The organism is Streptomyces sp. NPDC033270 (genome assembly GCF_055576575.1).
In genome coordinates, this window is the sequence record NZ_JBVIRA010000012.1 from 141219 (window position 1) to 155780 (window position 14562).

Here is a 14562-nt window from a genome sequence, read left to right on the forward strand (position 1 = left end):
CCCGGACCGTAGTGCAGGCCCCCAGGGCGGAAGGAACCAGGGACGATGACCGAGATGATCGACTTCGGCGCGCAGACCCGGCTGGTGTCGCAGCTCGCGGCGCACACCACCGAGGAGCAGCTCCAGGCGCCCACACCGTGCGAGAAGTACGCCGTACGCCACCTCCTTGGCCATCTCGTCGGGCTGGCCGCCGCCTTCCAGGACGTGGCGCGCAAGGAGCTCGGGCCGACGACCGGCACCTCCCCCGACGCGTTCCGGCCGGATGTCGGGCCCGGCTGGCGCGCCGAACTGGACCGGAACCTCGATGGCATGGCCCAGTCCTGGCGCGCCCCGGAGGCGTGGCAGGGCGAGACCGAGGCGGGCGGTGTGCCCCTGCCGGGCGCCGTGGCGGGCCGGATCGCGCTCAATGAGCTCGTCGTGCACGGCTGGGACCTGGCGCGCGCCACCGGCCAGGACTACGCGCCCGACGCGGACAGCCTCCAGGTCTCCCACGCGCTGCTGTCGTCCTGGGCCGAGGGCGCGGGCGGGCCGCTGTTCGGCGCGGTGGTCGCGGTGCCCGGGGACGCCCCGCTCCTGGCCAAGGTGGTGGCGCTCAGCGGCCGCCGGCCGGACTGGACGCCACCGGCGTCGTAGGGCGTGCCTCTTCGGGACGGAGCCGGGCGGGTCAGGCGGGCGCGGGGCCCGGGGCGCCGTCGCGCAGCCGGGTCTTGAGGACCTTGCCGCCGGCGTTGCGCGGGAGTTCGGGGACGAAGGCGACCTCGCGCGGGACCTTGTAGTTGGCCATCTCCCGCCGGGACCAGGCGATCAGGTCGTCGGCGGTGAGGGAGGAGCCGGGGCGGCGGACCGCGTAGGCCTTGCCGACCTCGCCGAGGCGGGGGTCCGGTATGCCGACGACGGCGACATCGGCGATGTCCGGGTGGCGGCCGAGGAGTTGCTCTATCTCGGCGGGGTAGGCGTTGAAGCCGCCGACGATGAACATGTCCTTGATGCGGTCGGTGATCCGGAGGTTGCCGGCCGCGTCCAGGGTGCCCACGTCGCCGGTGCGCAGCCAGCCGTCGGGGGTGATCGCGCGGGCCGTGGCGGCCGGGTCCTCGAAGTAGCCGGACATCACGTGGTAGCCGCGGACCAGCACCTCGCCGGGGTCTCCGGGCGCCGTCGGCCGGCCCTCGGGGTCGACGACCCGGACCTCGGTGCCGGGCAGGGCGCGGCCCGAGGTCGCGGCGATCACGCCGGGCGGATCGCCGCGGCGGCACATCGTGACGATGCCCGAGCTCTCCGAAAGGCCGTACGCCGTCAGCACGGTGGAGATCTTCAGCTCGCCGCGCAGCCGCTCGACCAGCTCCAGGGGGACGACGGCGGCGCCGGTGACCACCAGGCGCAGCGCGGACAGGTCGTGCAGGGCGCGGTCGGGGTGGTCGAGGAGCTGCTGATGGAGGGTGGGCGGCCCGGGGAGGACGGAGATCCGCTCGGCGGCGATGTTGGCGAGTGCGGTCTGCGCGCTGAAGACCGGCTGCGGAACCATCGTCGCGCCGCGCAGCAGGCAGGCGATGACCCCGGCCTTGTAGCCGAAGGTGTGGAAGAACGGGTTGACGATCAGGTAGCGGTCGCCCTCCTGGAGGCCGGCCAGTTCGCTCCAGACGTCGTAGGCGCGCAGGGTCTGGGCGTGGGTGATCACGGCGCCCTTGGGGTGCCCGGTCGTGCCGGAGGTGAAGACGATGTCCGAGGGGTCCTCGGGGCGCAGGGCGTCGGCCCGGTCGCGGACCGCCCCGGTGGGGACGGCGGCGCCGCCGGCGAGGAAGTCCCGCCAGGTGACGAAGCCGGCCGGGGCGTCGCCGGAGAGCACCACGGCCTTTTGCAGGTGCGGCAGTCCGGGCAGCGGGCCGTGTCCGCCGCCCTCCTGGGCGGCGCGGCGGAGCGAGGCGACGTAGGACGTGCCGAGGAAGGTGCCGGTGACGAAGAGCAGCTTGGCGCGGGTGCGGGCGAGGACGTAGGCGGCCTCGGCGCCCTTGAAGCGGGTGTTGACGGGGACCAGGACGGCGCCGGCGGTCACCGCCCCGAGGGCGGAGACGATCCAGTCCAGGGTGTTGGGTGCCCATACGGCGACGCGGTCGCCGGGCGCGACTCCGGAGGCGATGCAGGCGGCCGCGGCCCGCTCCACCCGCTCGCCCAGCTCGGCGTAGGAGACCCGGGTGCGGCCCTCGACGACGGCCTCCCGGGAGCCGTGGCGCCGGGCGGCCTCGCGCACCAGCCGGGGGATGACGCCGTACGCCAGGTCCGCCCGCGCGTCCACGTCGTCGTGCATCGCACTGCCTCCCGCCAAAGAGCCGACCACCACTAGCTGACTGTCCGTCAGATTAGCGGTAGCCTCCTCCGCTGTCAGCACTGGCGACCGGCCACGGAGGTGGCGATGGCAGCGACCCTCAAGGACGCTACGGCGATAGCCGGCATCGGGCAGACCCCGTTCGCCAGGCGACTGCCCGAATCCGAGAAGACCCTGGCCTGCCGGGCGATCGTCGCGGCACTGGACGACGCCGGGATCGCCCCCTCCCAGGTGGATGCCTTCGCCTCGTACACCATGGAGGAGACCGACGAGGTCGAGATAGCCAAGGCCATCGGCGCCGGGGACGTCACCCACTTCTCCAAGGTCGGCTACGGCGGCGGCGGTTCCTGCGCGACGGTGGCCCATCTGGCCGCCGCCATCGCCACCGGTCAGGCGAGCGTCGGAGTGGCCTGGCGGTCCCGCAAACGCGGCTCGGGACCGCGCCCCTGGAAGAACACCCAGGTCCAGCTGCCGACCCCGGGGCAGTGGACCCGCCCCTTCGGACTGCTGCGCCCCGCCGACGAGATCGGCATGCTGGCCCGCCGCTATATGCACGAATACGGCGCCACCCGCGACCACCTCTTCAACGTCGCGCTCGCCTGCCGCAACCGCGCCAACCAGAACCCGGCCGCGATCATGTACGACCGCCCGCTGACCCGCGAGATGTATATGACCGCCCGCTGGATCAGCGAGCCGCTCTGCCTCTTCGACAACTGCCTGGAGACGGACGGCGCGCTGGCCTGCGTCGTGGTCTCCGCCGAGCGCGCCCGGGACTGCCGCCGGCGGCCCGTCTACCTCCACTCCGCCGCCCAGGGCCTGCCCGCGCAGCACCACGGCATGGTCAACTACTGGAACGACGACCCGCTCACCGGCCCCGCCTGGACCGCCGCCCGACACCTGTGGAAGGGCGCCGACCTCGGCCCGCAGGACGTCGACGTGGCCCAGATCTATGACGCGTTCACCCCCCTGATCCCCCTCTCCCTGGAGGGCTACGGCTTCTGCGGACGCGGCGAGGGAGCGGCCTTCACCGAAGGCGGCGCGCTGGAGATCGGCGGCCGGCTCCCCCTCAACACCGGCGGCGGCGGCCTCTCCGAGGCGTACGTACACGGTTTCAACCTGATCACCGAGGGCGTCAAACAGCTGCGCGGCACCAGCACGGCGCAGGTCCCCGACGCAACCACCTGCCTGGTCACCGCGGGCGAGGGCGTCCCCACCTCGGCCCTGCTGCTGAGGAGTTGAGGCGCGATGAGTGCACCCGAGTCCGTTCGTAGGTCCATGACACCCAGCGTGGCACCCGCCACTGACAACGGCCCCGGCGACCACGCCGACCTGCTGCTTCCCGTCCCCGACGAGGACGGCGCACCCTTCTGGGAGTACGCCGCCAGGGGCGAACTGCGCATCCAGGCCTGCTCCGACTGCGACGAACCGCGCTTCCCGCCCCGGCCCTGCTGCCCGCACTGCCAGTCCTTCGCCGCCCACTGGCAGCGGATGACCGGCCGCGGCCGCATCTGGTCCTATGTGCTGCCGCACCCGCCGCTGCTGCCCGCCTACGCCGCGCTCCCGGGCTACAACGCGATCATCGTGGAGCTGGCCGAGGCCCCCCGCATCCGCCTCGTCGGCAACCTCGTCACCGGCGCGGACGCCCCCCTCAACTCCGTCGCCCCGTCGCGGCTGCGCATCGGCGCCCCAGTGAAGGCCGTCTTCCACGCCATGCCCGGCGGCGTGACCGTGCCCCGCTGGACCCTGGAGCGGCCGTGACGGTGCGCATCGAGACCACCGACGGCGTCGCGCTGGTCACCCTCGACCGGCCCGAGCGGCACAACGCGATCGACCTCGACACCGCCGCGGAACTCGCCGCTACCTGGCGGGCGTTCCGCTTCGACGACTCCGTACGGGCGGCGGTGGTCACCGGCGCCGGCGGCCGGGCCTTCTGCACCGGTGTCGACCGCTCGGTCGACGTCCCCCAGCCGCCCTCCCCCTACTCCCTCGACGACCCGCTGCTGCGCATCGGCCCGAAGGCCAACGACCTGTGGAAGCCGGTCATCGCCGCCGTCGACGGAATGGCCTGCGGCGGCGCCTTCTACCTCCTGGGCGAGGCCGAGTTCATCATCGCCTCCGAGACCGCCACCTTCTTCGACCCGCACACCACCTACGGGATGGTCAGCGCGTACGAGTCCATCCACATGGCGCAGCGGATGCCCCTGGGCGAGATCGCCCGGCTGTCCCTGATGGGCACGGCCGAGCGGCTGGGCGCCGCCCGCGCCTACGAGATCGGCCTGGTCTCCGAGGTGACCGCACCGGGCGCCGCGGCCGAGGTGGCGCTGCGCCGCGCGGCCGTCGTCGCCGCGCAGCCGACCGGGGCCGTCCAGGGCACCGTACGCGCCCTCTGGGCGGCGAAGGAGGCGGCCAGAGCGCAGGCCCTGGCGCACGCCCCTCAGCTGATCGCGCTGGGCAGTCTGCCCCCGGAGCGCCAGGCGGAGCTGTTCGCCGCCCGGAAGCGGGACCCGGCCCGCTGACCCGTCACATCCGGGTCTTCTGCGCCCGGGTGATCTGGCAGGTGTACCAGAACTGCCCGATGGAGGACTGGTTCACCGTGTACTTGGCGGTGTAGGTCTCGGTGTCGCCGGGGCCCACGATGATGGACCGCTCGTGCAGCCCGTACGCCTTGCCGTCGGCCGGCCTGGCCTTCATCCAGTTGACGGCCATGTCGTAGGAGAAGCTGTCGGTGGACGACGGGTTGGTGATGGAGACCGTGTACGTGAACTGGCGCAGCGAGTTCGAGAAGTCGCAGTTGCTGCCGCTGACGTCGTTCCGCCCGTCGGGGTCGAAGGTCTCCTGGGTCGGCGAGGGCGAGTAGGTGTCCGACGGGTATCCCGTAGGGGTCGAGCCGTACGGGTCGTAACTGCTGGAGGACGACGGACTCGACAGGTTCGTCGGCACGTGAACCCGTGGCCTGCTGATACAGCCACTGACCGTGGCGACCGTGGCCAGCACCAGCCCGCCAGCGACCGTCACCCTGATACCCGTACGGGCACCGCCGCGGATGCCCATGCCTGTGCGTGTGCGCTGCTTCATCCGACCGTCCCCCGTGGAAACCTCTGAGCTCCGCCACCCCATGGGTTGACGCGTGCACGGCACCCTAGCAAGAGCCGGTGACAGCCCCCGCAGGCCCCTGCTACGCGGGTGGCCGTACTTGTCTAGCGAGTGCAGAGGGGCAGGCGTAGCGTCGGTCACGGAGGACGAACAGGACAATCCGAAGCGAGGCGACGCCCGTGGTGCGCAACGTTCTCGGGTCCCTGATCGCCCTCGTCGGAGCGACGGCCGCCGTCTGGAGCCCCTTCCGTCCCTGGTACGACGGCCGTCACGGCAGAGACATCCGGATCGAGGATCTCTTCGACGGCATCACCCCCCAAGCCGCCCCCCTCTTCGGCTCCGTCCTGCTTCCCATGGCCTTCGCCGCGCTGCTGACCCTGATCGGCGTCGCCCTGCGTTCCCGGCTGCTGGTCGCCCTCGCGGGCCTGGTCGTCCTGGGCTTCACGATCCTGTGGATGGTCCGCCAGGGGCAGGCCGCGAGCGAGCTGACCGCCGGGGCCCGCGGGCTGGGCGTGGGCGTGGCCAACGCGCTGGGCGGTGGTGCGCTGCTGCTGCTCGGCGCCCTGATCATGCGGGGCCGCGACCGCGTCGGATACGGCCGCGGCGCCCACCGGCGGGACGACGACCGGCGCCACGACGACCGGTACTACGACGACCGGCGCTATGACGACCGGCAGTACGACGACGGGTACTACGGCCGTTACGGACCCGACGCCCCCTACGACAGCCGCAGGCCCGCTCCGCCGGCCGCCTACCCGCCGGGGACGCCCGAACCGTGGGACGCGGGCCGCCCGGGCGCGGAGGAGTGGGACCCCGAGCCGTACGCCGCGGGCCCGCCCGGACCGCCTGCGGGCAGCGCCGGCGATCCCTACCGGGAGCAGGGCGACACTCCGACCGCCCCCTTGCCGGTGACCGAGCCGCCCCCGACCGAACGGCAACGGCGGCCCTTCTCTCCGCGGCCCCGGCAGCAACGGCCCCAGGAACACACCCAGCAACAGCCCCAGCAACGGCCTCAGCAGCAACCCCAGGAGCCACCGCCGACCATGTCGTCCCGCCGGCTGCCTCCCACGCCCCCGGTGGAATGGGGCCAGGAGTACCGCCGGCCGCAGCCTCAACAGCCGCAGCAACCCTGGAAACCCGAACGCGACAGGCCCCAACCGCCCCCGGAGGAGCGGGAGTAGGGGCGGGGAGACGGGCTTGGGCGGGGCGGGGCGGGGCGGGGCGGGGCGGGGCGGGGCGACGGGAAACGAGGGTCCGGGAGGCGCGGGCTCCGGGGCGTCGCGGCGCGGGGGGACCCTAGGGCGGGGGCGAACACATCCCCTAGGGGACGCGGACGCCCCCTGCGGGGCCACAACCAGACGAGGGCGGAGCCGTATTCCCCCCTCGCGCGGCTACGTCGGCGACGCCCGTCGCGCCAGCCCCGTCCCCTTGGCCGCGTCCAGCGCGTACACGCAGCGGTCCTTGCTGCACGCGTAGACGACCCCGCCGACGGCCACCGGCGAGCCGGTGATCTCGCCGCCGGTCTCCAGCTTCCAGCGCAGCTGGCCGCCCATCGCATCGAGCGTGTACAGACAGTGGTCGGCCGAGCCGAAGTGCACCCGGCCCTCGGCGACGACCGGTGCGCCGACGACCTCCGCGCCGGCTTGGAAGCGCCAGCGCGGGGTGCCGGTCACCGCGTCCAGGGTGTAGAGCGCCTTGCCGCTGCCCAGGTGGACCGCGCCGTGCGCGACCAGCACCGGTTCGACGGACTGCCGGGCCTCGGTGGCGATCCGCCAGCGGTCGCGGCCGTCCGCCGCGTCCAGCGCGTAGACCGTGCCCAGATAGTCCGCCAGATAGACCCCGCCGCCGGTGACGGCCGGTCCGGGGGCGAAGGCCGGCGGGCTCAGGAACACCGCGGGTGCCTCGAAGTGCCAGCGCACCTCGCCACGCGCGATGTCGATCGCCAGCACCCGCGTCCCCGCCACGACGTAGACCGCGCCGTCCGACGCAGGCAGCAGCCGCATCGGCACCCCGCCGCAGGCCGCCACGTCGCCCACCGGGTACGACCAGCGCTCGGCGCCGGTACGCGCCTCCAGCGCCTTCAGCCGCGCGTCGGCCCACACGAACACCGTGCCCTCGTGCACCACGGGGCCGGCCTCGGCGGTCTCGAAGTCGGTCTGGACGCCACCGATCTCCCACAGCAGCTCGCCGGTGGCGGCCTCCCACGCCTGGACACCGCCCCCGCGGGTACTGGTGACGACGGTCCCGCGGTCGACCTTGAGGGCGTAGACCCAGCCCTCGGTGTTCAGGCGCCAGCGCTCGGTGCCGTCGACGGCGTCCAGCGCGTACAGGCTCGGACCGTCCGAGGCGTGGATCCGCCCGTCCGCGACCGCCATCGCCCAGGCGACGTCACGGGTCTTGAACCTGCGGCGCCCGCTGGCCACATCGAGCGCGTGCACCTCGAAGGACGTGACGTAGAGCAGATCGCCGTCCACGGCGGGGGTGCCCCACACATCGTTCGACATCCGGAACCGCCAGGGGCGCCAGCGGCCCGGCTCGGCGGACGGCGCCTCGGGCGGGGTGGCGGGCTGCGGCGCGGCGCCCTCTGCCGCCGGGGCGTCCTGCTGCCCCGCACCGGCCGCCGGGCCGCCACCGGGAGGCCGTACCCAGTTCGTCGCGGCACCGGCCTGGCCGCGCGGCTGCGGCTCGCGGGCGTCGGCGCGCGGCCCCGGCCCTATCGGGGCGGGCGAGCCGCCGAGGTGTACGGGACCGGCGGCGCCCTCAGCGGGCGGCGCGGCGGCGGGCGGCGCCGCGGAGACCGGGGTCATGCGGGCCGTGGAGATGTCCGGGCCGAGCGCCGCGGGCTGCGGCATCGGGCCGGGGTTGCCCCTCGGGTCGCCGCCGCGGTGCGCCGCACCGGGACCGGCGCCGATCCGACCGGGCCAGCCGGACTCCGCGGCGGCACCCGCGGGGGCGCTCTCGGGCCGCGGAGGCACCTGTACGGGCCGGGGTGCGGGCATCGGGGGAGCCGACGGCGGCACGGGTGCCGGACGGTTGGCGGCGCGCCCGGAGCCGGCCCGCTGGGTGTCCTTCGGGACGGCGGAGCGCCCGCCGCGCCGGCCCTCGATGAGCGCCACCGCACCGGGCGGCAGCCAGGCCGAGGCCGTACCGCTGTCGTCGCTGCCGGAGCCGAAGAGGTGCGGGGCGAGCTGGGACTGCAGATCGGCGGGGGACGGGCGGTGGCCGGCCTCCATCTGCATACAGGACTCCAGGAGCGGACGCAGCTCGTCCGGCAGCCCGGTCAGGTCGGGGCCCTCCCGCAGCAGCATGAAGACGGTCTCGACGGGGTTGGCGCCGTGGAAGGGGGCATGCCCGGTGGCGGCGAAGACCAGGGTCGAGCCGAGGGAGAAGACATCGCTCGCGCCCGTGACGCTGCGCGAGTCCCTGGCCTGCTCGGGCGACATGTAGGCAGGCGTGCCGACGGCCACGTTGGTCATCGTCAGCCGGGTGTTGGACACCCCGGAGGCGATACCGAAGTCGATCACCCGGGGGCCGTCCTCGACGACCAGCACGTTCGACGGCTTCAGGTCGCGGTGGACCAGACCCGCGCCGTGGATGGACTGCAGCGCCTCGGCGATGCCGGCCGCCAGCCAGCGCACCGCCTGGGCCGGCAGCGGCCCGCACTCATTGACTATTTCCTCCAGGGAGGGCGCGGGGACGTACGCCGTCGCCAGCCAGGGCACCGCGGCGCGCGGATCGGCGTCGACCACCGCCGCGGTGTAGAAGCCGCTGACCGCGCGGGCCGCCTCGACCTCGCGTGTGAAGCGGACCCGGAACAGCTGGTCCTCGGCGAGCTCGGTACGCACCGTCTTGATCGCCACACGCCGGCCGGACGCCGAGCGCGCCAGATAGACCAGTCCCATGCCGCCGGCCCCGAGACGGCCGAGCACCTCGAACGGCCCGATCCGCCGGGGATCGTGCTGCGTCAGCTGCTTCAGCTGCTCCACCACTTGCCTGCCACCTCCCCGTGGGGCGTAAAAAAAGAGACTCTCAAAAGCCACGAGCCGCCGAGAGCCACTGCCCCGATGCAGCGTCTCACCGCCTGGCCGAAACGGCCGTCCGCGTGGTGATTCTTCCTGGCCGAGCCGACGGTTGCGAACCCGGGGCCTGTCCGCCGTGTCATGGCATACCCCCCGCGACCCGCAACAGGCCCGTTACCCGACGTAACCCAACCTGGCCTGACGTGCTCCGATACGTCCGCCGACGGGTGGCCACCTGGGGGTTACCGATGAGTTGCCGCTTCCCCCCGGGCGCGACACCGCCCGATATACGGACGTTCACCGCTCCGTTTCGACGGCCGGCCGGCCATGCCCCCGCCGTTACCCCTCGTCGCCCCCCGTCACCCTCCCCTGCCCGACGTCTCAATTCTGCGCCGCCGCGGGCCACTTCGGCACCAGAACACGCGCGCGGTGTGGCGATCGCCGTCCGCGCAGGGGCTATCGCCGGCCGCCGTGGTGGCCATATGTCCAAGCTAGCGCCGGTTCGCGTCGCGCGCTCGCCGAGTAATCAAACACAATCAATCGAACACGAACTCGATTCCGGTGGATACTGGTCGATTCCGCGCGAGAAAGCGGAGGCGTTACGCGATATATGCGCCGGGCGCCCAACTGGCGTCCGCGATTGCCTATTTCATGCACGGACAGTGACCGCTTATCCACCAAAGTTGTCCACAGCCTGTTGATAAGGCCATTCACCGCTTCGGATCAAGCCTCCGCACCGAATCCACCACCCTCAGCAGGCCCGCCACCAGCGCACTCGCCGGGGAGCGCGCACCCCTAACTCCCCATCCCCATTTGCAGGCAGTCAAATCGCGCTCCGATCACCCCTCGGTAAGCTGACGGCATGACAGGACAAGTTCGAACCGTCGACGGCAGAGTTGCTGGCCGCCGCGGACAGGCGACGCGGCAAAAGCTTCTCGACTGCCTCAGTGAAATGCTCAGTTCGTCCCCCTACCGGGACGTCAAGGTCATCGATGTGGCCCGAAAAGCGGGGACTTCTCCCGCTACGTTCTATCAGTACTTCCCGGACGTCGAGGGAGCCGTCCTCGAAATCGCCGAGGAGATGGCCAAGGAAGGCGCCACTCTGACCGATCTTGTCGCCGAACGCTCCTGGGTGGGCAAGTCCGGCTGGCAGGCGGCAGAGGACCTGGTCGAGGGTTTCCTCTCCTTCTGGCGCAAGCACGACGCGATTCTCCGCGTCGTCGACCTGGGTGCGGCCGAGGGCGACAAGCGGTTCTACAAGATCCGCATGAAGATCCTCAACGCCGTCACCAACTCGCTCACGGACTCCATCCAGGAACTCCAGAGCAAGAACAAGGTCGACAAGGACGTGAGCGCGGCGGCCATGGCCGGCTCCATCGTCGCGATGCTCGCGGCGGTCGCCGGACACCAGAAGGGCTTCCAGAGCTGGGGCGTCAAGCAGGCCGAGCTCAAGCCGAATCTGGCGCTGCTGGTGCACTTCGGCATCACGGGCAAGAAGCCCACCAAATGAAGCGGACCATATGAAGCGGACTTCCTAACGGAACCACCACCAGGCAACCGCGCCGGCGACCGAGGGAGCGGCCAGGCAACAGCCGCGCCCCGAAGTGCCGTTGTGACCAAGCCGGTTCGCCGTCGGCCCGTATCGGTCCTGTATTCCGTCCTGCCATAGCCGTACCGCACACACAGCGGGTGCCGCCCGTCCCCCAAGGGGTACGCCGGGGCACCCGCTGTGTGTGCGTAGCAACGGTCCGCGTACGGCGGGCTCAGCGCCGCTCCAGCCGGAACAGCCGGATCTCCCGCTCCACCCGCGCCTGGTACGCGGCGTACGGCGGCCAGAACGCCAGCGCCGCCCGCCACGCCCGCGCCCGCTCCTCACCGGTGAGCAACCGGGCCCGTACGGCGATGTCCTGACCCCGCCAACTCACCTCCGCCTCCGGATTCCTGAGCAGGTTTCCCGTCCAGGCCGGATGGCCCGGCCGCCCGAAATTGCTGCCGACCAGCAGCCAGCCGCCGTCCTCCTGCGGCACGCAGGCCAGCGGCGTACGCCGCGGCCGCCCGCTCCTGGCGCCGGTCGCGGTCAGGATCAGCCCGGGCAGCATCCGGGCGCTGAGCAGCACCTTCCCGCGGGTCAGCCGGTGCACCGCGCGGTCCAGCGCCGGGATGACGTGCGGTGCGACCCGGGCGAACGCACGGGTCGCCGAGACCCTCTGCACCAGCCGCTCACCTGCCGGCATCACGCATCGACCGCCTCTCGGGTACGGCCCGTCGCCGGCGCACCGGCCGGCGGTGCGGCCCCGGCCGCACCGCCGCCGTCCACGGCGCCCGCCCCGCCGGGGAACAGCCCCGCCTCCTCGGCGGCCCGGGCGCGCAGCCGGTGCACGGGCCCCAGCAGCAGTTCGTCGCAGGCCGCGCGCTTGAAGTACAGATGCGCCTCGTGCTCCCAGGTGAAGCCGATGCCGCCGTGCAGCTGCACCGCCTCGGCCGCCACCGCCCGCAGCGTCTCCAGCGCCTGCGCGAGCGCCAGCGCGGCCACCCCGGGCTCGGCCGCCCCGGGCGGACCGTACGGGGCGGCGGCGTGCTCCCCGGACTGTCCGCGCCCCGCCGACCACGCCGCGTAGTACGCCGCCGAGCGCGCCGCCTGCAGCGACACATACAGGTCGGCGAGCCGGTGCTGGACCGCCTGGAAGGAACCGATGGGCCGGCCGAACTGCTCGCGCTCCCGGACGTAGGCGACGGTCCGGGCCAGCGCCGTATCGGCGGCCCCGACCGCCTCGGCGGCCAGCGTCGCGGCGGCCACCGCACCGGTCGCGGCGAGCGCCCGCGCGACCGCCGCCCCGTCGGCCTCCCCGGCCCCTTCGCCCTCGCCCGCTCCCTCGCCCAGCAACTCCGCCGGGACATCGCGCAGTTCGAGCCGCGCCTGGGGCCGGGTCTCGTCCAGCGCGGTCTGCCGGGTCCGCAGCAGCCCCCGGAGGCCGGCCGACCCCTCGCCGCGCACCTGGGCGTCCGCTCGTCCGACGGCGTCCGCCCGTACGAGGAAGAGCAGTGTGCGGCTGCGCGCGAAGCCGCCGGTGTGCGCGGCGACCACCAGTACCTCCGCGGTGTGCCCGTTCAGCACCTGCCCGGCCTCCCCGTACAGCCGCCAGCCGGGGCCCGCCCCCGGTCCCTCAGCGCCCTTCGGCCCGGGTGCCGCGCCCTGCGGTGCCACGCGCCGCGCCTGGATGCCGCCGGCCCGGCCGCCGCCCGCCCAGTCGCCGTCGTTGGCGCCGGTCAGGGCCAGCGCGGTGGCCAGCCGTCCGCCCGGTACGGCCAGGGTCCCGGTCAGTTCCCCGGTCGCCAGAGGGCGCAGCAGCTCGGCGCGCTGCCGTGCGCTGCCCAGGGCGAGGATCAGCGGGGCGGCCAGCGCCGCGGTGGCGATCAGCGGCGAGGGGAGTACGGCGCGGCCGGTCTCCTCGCAGGCCAGGGCGAGTTCGGTGGGTCCGCAGCCCACCCCGGCGTACGCGGCGGGCAGCGCCAGCCCGGGGAGCCCCAACTGTGCGGCGAGTTGGCGCCACAGCTGCTCGTCGTAGCCCGGCGGGGTGCGTACCGCCGCTTTGACCTCGTCCGGGCCGCAGCGTTTGTGCAGCAGCTCGCGCAGCGTACGGCGGATTTCGTGCTGCTCCTCGGTGAACGCGGCATCCATCGGCGGGCTCCTCCCGGCCGTGCGACAACGCCCGTCCGGTCCGAACGGGCCCCGGCTTCCGATCTGACGGGGCGTCATAGTAGGGACGGGGGGTGCACTTTCCTAGGGGTTGCCCGATTCCCGGGGGTGCCCGATACGCCCTGCCCGCCCGAGCGTATCTGATGTACCGTCAGATCCATGTCTTCAGCGCCGTCCGTGCCGCCAGTGACGCCAGCGGCTTCAGGTCCGTCGGTGACTTCAGCGCCGTCAGCGACATCAAGGGTTCCGTCGGGGCATCGCCGGGTCGCCATAGCCGGGGTGGCCCTCTCCGACTGCGGTCGCGTGGACCGGGCCACCCCGTACGCCCTGCATGCGCAGGCCGCCCGCCGGGCGCTCGCCGACAGCGGCCTGGACCGGTCGGTGATCGACGGCTTCGCCTCGGCCGGGCTGGGTACCCTCGCCCCCGTCGAGGTCGCCGAGTACCTGGGGCTGCGCCCCACCTGGGTCGACTCGACCTCGGTCGGCGGTGCCACCTGGGAGGTGCTGGCCGCGCACGCCGCCGACGCGATCGCCGCCGGCCAGGCACGCGCCGTGCTCCTGGTCTACGGCTCCACCGCCCGCGCCGACATCAAGGCCCGCCGCCGCACCGCGAACCTCTCCTTCGGCGCCCGCGGCCCGCTCCAGTTCGAGGTCCCCTACGGGCACACCCTGATCGCCAAGTACGCCATGGCCGCCCGCCGCCATATGCACCAGTACGGCACCACGCTGGAGCAGTTGGCCCAGATCGCGGTCCAGGCGCGGGCCAACGCGGCGGCCAACCCGGACGCCATGTACCGCGACCCGATCACGGTCGACGAGGTCCTCTCCGGCCCGATGATCGCCGACCCGTTCACCAAGCTGCACTGCTGCATCCGCTCCGACGGCGGCTGCGCGGTCCTGCTGGTCGCCGAGGACTGCGTGCCCGACCTCGCCAAGCCCCCGGTGTGGGTGCTCGGTTCGGGCACCGCGGTCTCCCACACCACCATGTCCGAGTGGGACGACTTCACCGTCTCGCCCGCGGCGGTCTCCGGGCGCCTCGCCTTCGACCGCGCCGGTGTCCGCCCCGCCGAGATCGACCTCGCGCAGATCTACGACGCCTTCACCTATATGACCCTGGTGACACTGGAGGACCTGGGCTTCTGCGCCAAGGGTGAGGGCGGCGCGTTCGTCGAGAAGGGGCGGCTGCTGCGGGACGGCGCGCTGCCGGTCAACACCGACGGTGGCGGCCTGGCCGCCTGCCACCCCGGCATGCGCGGCCTGTTCCTGCTGGTCGAGGCGGTACGCCAGCTCCGCGGCGAGGCCGGGCCGCAGCGCCAGGTCCACCGGGCCGACGGGGCACTGCCGCGGCTCGCGGTCGCCTCGGGAACAGGCGGCTGGTTCTGCTCGTCGGGGACGGTGGTGCTGGGACGGGACTGACGAGGGGGCGGGATGGC

General features: G+C 73.3%; 12 protein-coding genes. 7 read left to right on the plus strand and 5 right to left on the minus strand.

Features of this window, described 5'->3' with window-relative positions; all coding sequences use genetic code 11:
* Positions 1-45 precede the first annotated feature (45 nt).
* Positions 46-633: a TIGR03086 family metal-binding protein gene (locus ACZ5XZ_RS18785; RefSeq protein WP_468979294.1), complete on the plus strand. Its 588-nt coding sequence runs from the start codon at positions 46-48 to the stop codon at positions 631-633.
* Between the two features lie 31 nt (positions 634-664).
* Here ACZ5XZ_RS18785 and ACZ5XZ_RS18790 read toward each other — a convergent pair whose 3' ends face one another.
* On the minus strand, positions 665-2302 hold the full coding sequence (locus tag ACZ5XZ_RS18790) for a FadD3 family acyl-CoA ligase (protein ID WP_468979295.1): 1638 nt from the start codon (positions 2300-2302) through the stop codon (positions 665-667).
* Between the two features lie 105 nt (positions 2303-2407).
* Between ACZ5XZ_RS18790 and ACZ5XZ_RS18795 the strand changes: the two genes are divergently transcribed.
* From ACZ5XZ_RS18795 to ACZ5XZ_RS18805, 3 genes are read left to right on the plus strand one after another with little or no spacing between them, the layout of a single operon-like run.
* Entirely contained in the window at positions 2408-3559 is a 1152-nt protein-coding gene (locus tag ACZ5XZ_RS18795; RefSeq protein WP_468979296.1) for a lipid-transfer protein, read from the plus strand.
* Between the two features lie 36 nt (positions 3560-3595).
* Complete coding sequence (locus ACZ5XZ_RS18800) at positions 3596-4078, plus strand: Zn-ribbon domain-containing OB-fold protein (protein WP_468979299.1); 483 nt, start codon at positions 3596-3598, stop codon at positions 4076-4078.
* On the plus strand, positions 4075-4836 hold the full coding sequence (locus ACZ5XZ_RS18805; protein WP_468979300.1) for an enoyl-CoA hydratase/isomerase family protein: 762 nt from the start codon (positions 4075-4077) through the stop codon (positions 4834-4836). The genes ACZ5XZ_RS18800 and ACZ5XZ_RS18805 overlap by 4 nt, the downstream gene beginning before the upstream one ends.
* A gap of 4 nt (positions 4837-4840) precedes the next feature.
* Here the strand turns inward: ACZ5XZ_RS18805 and ACZ5XZ_RS18810 are convergent, their stop codons facing one another.
* Positions 4841-5395 (minus strand): hypothetical protein, encoded by a 555-nt coding sequence (locus ACZ5XZ_RS18810; RefSeq protein WP_468979302.1) that lies wholly within the window; start codon positions 5393-5395, stop codon positions 4841-4843.
* 197 nt (positions 5396-5592) lie between these two features.
* Between ACZ5XZ_RS18810 and ACZ5XZ_RS18815 the strand changes: the two genes are divergently transcribed.
* Positions 5593-6594 (plus strand): hypothetical protein, encoded by a 1002-nt coding sequence (locus ACZ5XZ_RS18815; protein ID WP_468979304.1) that lies wholly within the window; start codon positions 5593-5595, stop codon positions 6592-6594.
* 210 nt (positions 6595-6804) lie between these two features.
* On the opposite strand, the gene afsK is transcribed toward ACZ5XZ_RS18815, so the two are convergent.
* Positions 6805-9402, minus strand: coding sequence for a protein serine/threonine kinase AfsK (afsK, locus tag ACZ5XZ_RS18820; RefSeq protein ID WP_468979305.1), 2598 nt, complete (start codon positions 9400-9402; stop codon positions 6805-6807).
* A gap of 892 nt (positions 9403-10294) precedes the next feature.
* Between afsK and ACZ5XZ_RS18825 the strand changes: the two genes are divergently transcribed.
* Positions 10295-10942, plus strand: a complete 648-nt coding sequence (locus tag ACZ5XZ_RS18825; protein WP_384430115.1) for a TetR family transcriptional regulator — start codon at positions 10295-10297, stop codon at positions 10940-10942.
* Between the two features lie 253 nt (positions 10943-11195).
* Here ACZ5XZ_RS18825 and ACZ5XZ_RS18830 read toward each other — a convergent pair whose 3' ends face one another.
* Both ACZ5XZ_RS18830 and ACZ5XZ_RS18835 read right to left on the minus strand, forming a co-directional pair.
* Positions 11196-11666 (minus strand): nitroreductase family deazaflavin-dependent oxidoreductase, encoded by a 471-nt coding sequence (locus ACZ5XZ_RS18830; RefSeq protein WP_468979308.1) that lies wholly within the window; start codon positions 11664-11666, stop codon positions 11196-11198.
* Positions 11666-13111, minus strand: coding sequence for an acyl-CoA dehydrogenase family protein (locus ACZ5XZ_RS18835; RefSeq protein WP_468979309.1), 1446 nt, complete (start codon positions 13109-13111; stop codon positions 11666-11668). The genes ACZ5XZ_RS18830 and ACZ5XZ_RS18835 overlap by 1 nt, the downstream gene beginning before the upstream one ends.
* Positions 13112-13432: 321 nt before the next feature.
* Here ACZ5XZ_RS18835 and ACZ5XZ_RS18840 point away from each other — a divergent pair, with 321 nt between their 5' ends.
* Positions 13433-14545: a thiolase C-terminal domain-containing protein gene (locus ACZ5XZ_RS18840; protein WP_468979421.1), complete on the plus strand. Its 1113-nt coding sequence runs from the start codon at positions 13433-13435 to the stop codon at positions 14543-14545.
* Positions 14546-14562 lie beyond the last annotated feature (17 nt).